This is a genomic window from Parabacteroides sp. FAFU027 (genome assembly GCF_022808675.1).
Classification (GTDB): Bacteria; Bacteroidota; Bacteroidia; order Bacteroidales; family UBA7332; genus CAXXIC01.
This window is the reverse complement of sequence record NZ_JAKZKV010000027.1, coordinates 1-6,228: the sequence shown is the minus strand read 5'-3', so window position 1 is coordinate 6,228 and position 6,228 is coordinate 1. Positions and strand designations below refer to the sequence as shown.

Genomic DNA, 6,228 nt, shown 5'->3' with positions numbered 1-6,228 from the left:
TGACTTATGTCTTTACCTACAAAGATTGCAGCGGTCATAGCCACGACTGGAGCTATATCTATACGATAGCCCAACCGGACTTCACGTTACCGGCCAGTGGAGATTCCACCGTCAATTGTCCGGCAGACGCCGTTCGTCCGACCGCACCTGTAGTCAAAGATGCTTGTGGAAATATACTTACACCAACCGTAAGCGAACCAACGCTAATCAGCTGCGACGGCAATATGACTTATGTCTTTACCTACAAAGATTGCAGCGGTCATAGCCACGACTGGAGCTATATCTATACGATAGCCCAACCGGACTTCACGTTACCGGCCAGTGGAGATTCCACCGTCAATTGTCCGGCAGATGCAGTCCAACCGACCGCACCGGTAGTCAAGGATGCTTGTGGAAATATTTTAGTACCAACCATTACCGAACCAAGTCTGGTCAGCTGCGACGGCAATATGACTTATGTCTTTAACTATAAAGATTGCAGTGGTCATAGCCACGACTGGAGCTATGTCTATACAATTGCACAACCGGACTTTATGATACCGACCAATGGAAGTAGTACGGTTAATTGTATAGAAAAGACTAGTCAACCTATTCCTCCAATAATTAAAGATGGATGTGGAAATAATCTTTCTCCAAAATTGATTCAAGTTGTTGATAGCATTGATTCTGGAAAGATGAATTTAATGAGGATTTTTGTTTATCAATATACAAGTTGTAATGGTCATATAGAGTATTGGAAATATCTTTATAAAATAAGAAACATATCAACTCCTCAGGTAAATGTAACCGAACCGACCTGTCAGGTAGCTACCGGAACTATCACTATCTCTAAAGTCGCCGGAATGCGCTACAGCATCAACGGTTCCGTATTTGATACGATCTCTGTTTATACAAATCTGTTACCGGACAATTATAGTGTAAGAGCAATGAATTCCGACAGCTGTATCTCTAACGATACGACCGTAACGATCCATGTTCAACCAGCTACACCGGCTGTACCAAAAGTAATGACCATTCAACCGACTTGCCAAATCGCCACCGGTACCATCACTATAGCCAAGGTCGCCGGTATGAGTTACAGCATCAATGGTTCAGCCTTTGATACGATCTCAGTTTATGCAAATCTGTTGCCAGGCAATTACAGTGTAAGAGCAATGAATTCCGACAGCTGTATCTCCAACGATACCACTGTAACGATCCACGTTCAACTGGCCACACCGGCTGTACCAAAAGTAACGACCATTCAACCGACTTGTCAGGTAGCTACCGGAACTATCACTATCGCAAAAGTAACCGGTATGAGCTACAGCATCAACGGTTCAGCCTTTGATACGATCTCGGTTTATGCAAATCTGTTGCCGGGCAATTACAGTGTAAGGGCAATGAACGCAGATAGCTGTATGTCCAACGATACCACTGTAGCTATCCACGTTCAACCGGCTACACCTGCTGAACCGAAAGTAACGACTATTCAACCGACTTGTCAGACAGCCACTGGTACTATTATGATTGCGAAAGTTACCGGTCTGCGCTACAGCATCAATAGTTCAGCCTTTGATACGATCTCAGTTTACGCAAATCTGTTGCCGGGCAATTATAGTGTAAGAGCAATGAATGCAGACAGTTGTATCTCTAACGATACGACCGTAACGATCCACGTTCAACTGGCCACCCCGGCAGTACCAAAAGTAACGACCATTCAACCGACTTGCCAAACCGCTACCGGAACCATCACTATCGCAAAAGTTGCTGGTATAAGCTACAGCATCAACGGTTCAGCCTTTGATACGATCTCAGTTTACGCAAATCTGTTGCCGGGTAATTACAGTGTAAGAGCAATGAATGCAGATAGCTGTATCTCTAACGATACCACTGTAACGATCCACGTTCAACCGGCTACACCGGCTGTACCAAATGTAATGACTATCCAACCGACTTGTCAGGTAGCAACCGGAACTATCACTATCGCAAAAGTCGCCGGTATGCGTTACAGCATCAATGGTTCAGCCTTTGATACGATCTCAGTTTATGCAAATCTGTTGCCTGGCAATTACAGTGTAAGGGCAATGAATTCAGACAGCTGTATCTCCAACGATACCACTGTAACGATCCACGTTCAACCGGCTACACCGAAAGCACCGCAAGTCAAAACCATTCAACCGACTTGTCAGGTAGCTACCGGAACTATCATTATCGCAAAAGTCGCCGGTATGAGCTACAGCATCAACGGTTCCGCCTTTGATACGATCTCAGTTTATGCAAATCTGTTGCCGGGTAATTATAGTCTAAGAGCAATGAATTCCGATAGTTGTATCTCTACCGATACGACTGTAACGATCCACGCTCAACCGGCTACCCCGGCAGTACCGAAAGTAACAGCAACGCAATCGACCTGCCAAGCCGCAACCGGCACCATCACGATAACCAAAGTGACCGGAATGCGCTACAGCATCAACGGTTCCGCCTTTGATACGATCTCAGTTTATGCAAATCTGTTGCCAGGCAATTACAGTGTAAGAGCAATGAATGCAGATAGTTGTATCTCCAACGATACCACTGTAACGATCCATGTTCAACCGGCTACACCTGCTGTGCCAAAAGTAACGACCATTCAACCGACCTGCCAAATCGCCACCGGTACCATCACGATCGCAAAAGTCGCTGGTATGCGTTACAGCATCAACGGTTCCGCCTTTGATACGATCTCAGTTTATGCAAATCTGTTGCCAGGCAATTACAGTGTAAGAGCAATGAATGCAGATAGTTGTATCTCCAACGATACCACTGTAACGATCCATGTTCAACCGGCTACACCTGCTGTGCCAAAAGTAACGACCATTCAACCGACCTGCCAAATCGCCACCGGTACCATCACGATCGCAAAAGTCGCTGGTATGCGTTACAGCATCAACGGTTCAGCCTTTGATACGATCTCAGTTTATGCAAATCTGTTGCCTGGCAATTACAGTTTAAGAGCAATGAATGCAGACAGTTGTATCTCTAACGATACCACTGTGACGATCCATGTTCAACCGGCCACACCGGTTGTACCAAAAGTAACGACCATTCAACCGACCTGTCAAACTGCAACCGGAACTATCACTATCTCTAAAGTCGCCGGTATGCGTTACAGCATCAATGGTTCAGTATTTGATACGATCTCTGTTTATACAAATCTGTTGCCGGGCAATTACAGTGTAAGAGCAATGAATGCAGATAGTTGTATCTCCAACGATACCACTGTTACGATCAATGTTCAACCGGCCACCCCGGCAGCACCGAAAGTAACGACTATTCAACCGACTTGTCAGGTAGCTACCGGAACTATCACTATCGCAAAAGTCGCCGGTATGAGCTACAGCATCAACGGTTCAGCCTTTGATACGATCTCAGTTTATGCAAATCTGTTGCCAGACACTTACAGTGTAAGAGCAATGAATGCAGATAGTTGTATCTCCAACGATACCACCGTAACGATCCACGTTCAACCGGCTACACCTGCTGTACCAAAAGTAACGACCATTCAACCGACCTGCCAAATCGCCACCGGTACCATCACGATCGCAAAAGTCGCTGGTATGAGTTACAGCATCAACGGTTCAGCCTTTGATACGATCTCAGTTTATGCAAATCTGTTGCCTGGCAATTACAGTGTAAGAGCAATGAATTCCGACAGTTGTATCTCTAACGATACCACCCTAACGATCCATGTTCAACCGGCTACACCTGCTGCACCGAAAGTCACGGCCATGCAACCGACCTGCCAGGTATCTACCGGCACCATCAGTATCGCTAAAGTCACCGGTATGCGCTACAGCGTCAACGGCTCAGCCTTCGATTCAACAACCGTTTATGCAAATCTGTTGCCGGGTAATTACAGTGTGAGAGCAATGAATTCCGACAGCTGTATCTCTAACGATACCACTGTAACGATCCATGTTCAACCAGCAACACCTGCAGTACCAAAAGTTACGACCATTCAACCGACTTGTCAGGTAGCTACCGGAACTATCACGATTGCGAAAGTCACCGGTCTGCGCTACAGCGTCAACGGCTCAGCCTTCGATTCAACAACCGTTTATGCAAATCTGTTGCCAGGTAATTACAGTGTGAGAGCAATGAATTCCGACAGCTGTATATCTAACGATACCACTGTAACGATCCACGTTCAACCGGCCACCCCGGCTGCACCAAAAGTCACAGCAACGCAACCGACTTGCCAAACGGCAACGGGAACCATCGTTATTGCTAAAGTAACCGGATTGCGCTACAGCGTCAATGGATCAGTATTTGATACGATCTCTGTTTATGCAAATCTGTTGCCAGGCAATTACAGTGTAAGAGCAATGAATTCTGATAGTTGTATCTCCAACGATACCACTGTAACGATCCATGTTCAACCAGCAACACCTGCTGTACCAAAAGTTACGACCATTCAACCGACTTGTCAGACAGCCACTGGTACTATTATGATTGCGAAAGTTACCGGTCTGCGCTACAGCATCAACGGTTCAGCCTTTGATACGATCTCAGTTTACGCAAATCTGTTGCCAGGCACTTACAGTGTAAGAGCAATGAATTCCGACAGTTGTATCTCTAACGATACCACCCTAACGATCCATGTTCAACCGGCTACACCGAAAGCACCGCAAGTCAAAACAATCCAACCGACCTGCCAGGTAGCTACCGGAACCATCACGATCTCTAAAGTCGCCGGTATGAGTTACAGCATCAACGGTTCAGCCTTTGATACGATCTCAGTTTATGCAAATCTGTTGCCGGGTAATTATAGTGTAAGAGCGATGAATTCCGACAGTTGTATCTCCAACGATACCACCGTAACGATCCACGTTCAACCGGCTACACCGAAAGCACCGCAAGTCAAAACAATCCAACCGACCTGTCAGGTAGCCACCGGTACCATCACTATCGCAAAAGTCGCCGGTATGAGTTACAGCATCAACGGTTCCGTATTTGATACGATCTCAGTTTATGCAAATCTGTTGCCGGGCAATTATAGTGTAAGAGCAATGAATGCAGATAGCTGTATCTCTAACGATACCACTGTAACGATCCACGTTCAACCAGCGACACCGTCTGTACCGAAAGTCACGGCCACGCAACCGACCTGCCAAGCCGCTACCGGCACCATCACGATAGTCAAAGTCACCGGATTGCGCTATAGTATTAATGGCTCAGCCTTCGATACAACTGCGATTTATGCAAATCTGTTACCGGGCAATTACAACGTAAGGGCAATGAATGCAGACAGTTGTATCTCCAACGATACCACTGTAACACTCCACGTTCAACCGGCTACACCGAAAGCACCGCAAGTCAAAACAATCCAACCGACTTGTCAGGTAGCTACCGGAACTATCACAATCGCAAAAGTTGCTGGTATGCGTTGCAGCATCAACGGTTCCGTATTTGATACGATCTCAGTTTATGCAAATCTGTTGCCTGGCAATTACAGCGTAAGAGCAATGAATTCCGACAGCTGTATCTCCAACGATACCACTGTAACGATCCACGTTCAACCGGCTACACCTGCTGTACCAAAAGTAACGACTATTCAACCGACCTGTCAGGTAGCTACCGGAACTATCACTATCGCTAAAGTTGCCGGTATGAGTTACAGCATCAACGGTTCCGTATTTGATACGATCTCAGTTTATGCAAATCTGCTTCCGGGCAATTACAGTGTAAGAGGAATGAATGCAGACAGTTGTATCTCCAACGATACCACTGTAATGATCCACGTTCAACCGGCTACACCTGCTGTACCAAAAGTAACGACTATTCAACCGACCTGTCAGGTAGCTACCGGAACTATCACGATCGCAAAAGTTACCGGTCTGCGCTACAGCATCAATGGTTCCGTATTTGATACGATCTCAGTTTATGCAAATCTGTTGCCGGGTAATTACAGTGTAAGAGCAATGAATTCCGACAGCTGTATCTCTAACGATACCACTGTAACGATCCACGTTCAACCGGCAACACCGGCAGCACCAAAAGTAACGACTATCCAACCGACTTGCCAAACCGCTACCGGAACCATCACGATCTCAAAAGTCGCCGGTATGCGTTACAGCATCAATGGTTCAGCCTTTGATACGATCTCAGTTTATGCAAATCTGTTGCCGGACATTTACAGTGTAAGAGCAATGAATTCCGACAGCTGTATCTCTAACGATACCACTGTAACGATCCACGTTCAACCGG

At 46.2% G+C, this 6,228-nt stretch carries 1 protein-coding gene; it reads left to right on the top strand.

All coding sequences use genetic code 11. The features are described from left to right. A partial coding sequence (locus MLE17_RS18755) for a hypothetical protein (protein WP_243350303.1) occupies positions 1-6,228 on the top strand: 6,228 nt, incomplete at both ends.